The sequence below is a fragment of the Streptococcus suis genome (genome assembly GCF_002964045.1).
Classification (GTDB): domain Bacteria; phylum Bacillota; class Bacilli; order Lactobacillales; family Streptococcaceae; genus Streptococcus; species Streptococcus suis_U.
This window is the reverse complement of sequence record NZ_POPB01000118.1, coordinates 1-290: the sequence shown is the minus strand read 5'-3', so window position 1 is coordinate 290 and position 290 is coordinate 1. Positions and strand designations below refer to the sequence as shown.

The following is a 290-nucleotide window of genomic DNA, read 5'->3' as shown; positions in this document are numbered from 1 at the left end:
AAAAAACTCTCTATAACATTGAAGATATTGAATCAGGATGCGGCTTTGAATTGGATAAATTCTTACGTAACAATAACAACGATGAATTTCTCTCAACTGTCATTGACATTATTGAGGATTATAACTTTACTGAGTTCAATAACCTTGTTAAATATGCGCGAGATGAAGACCCAGTGCTCCTAACACTCATTGTGGATAAGACTTACTTCTTTGCCAAATATCTTGATTCACGGCGACATTCTGGATTCGGGAAACAGGAGGTCTAAAATGCAAGTTATCTTACCTGATGA

1 pseudogene is annotated in these 290 nt (G+C 35.9%); it reads left to right on the top strand.

Going from position 1 to position 290, the window contains the following annotated elements:
- A pseudogene (locus C1E99_RS00515) lies at positions 1-266 on the top strand (Rep family protein); the annotation flags it as partial.
- Positions 267-290: the final 24 nt, after the last annotated feature.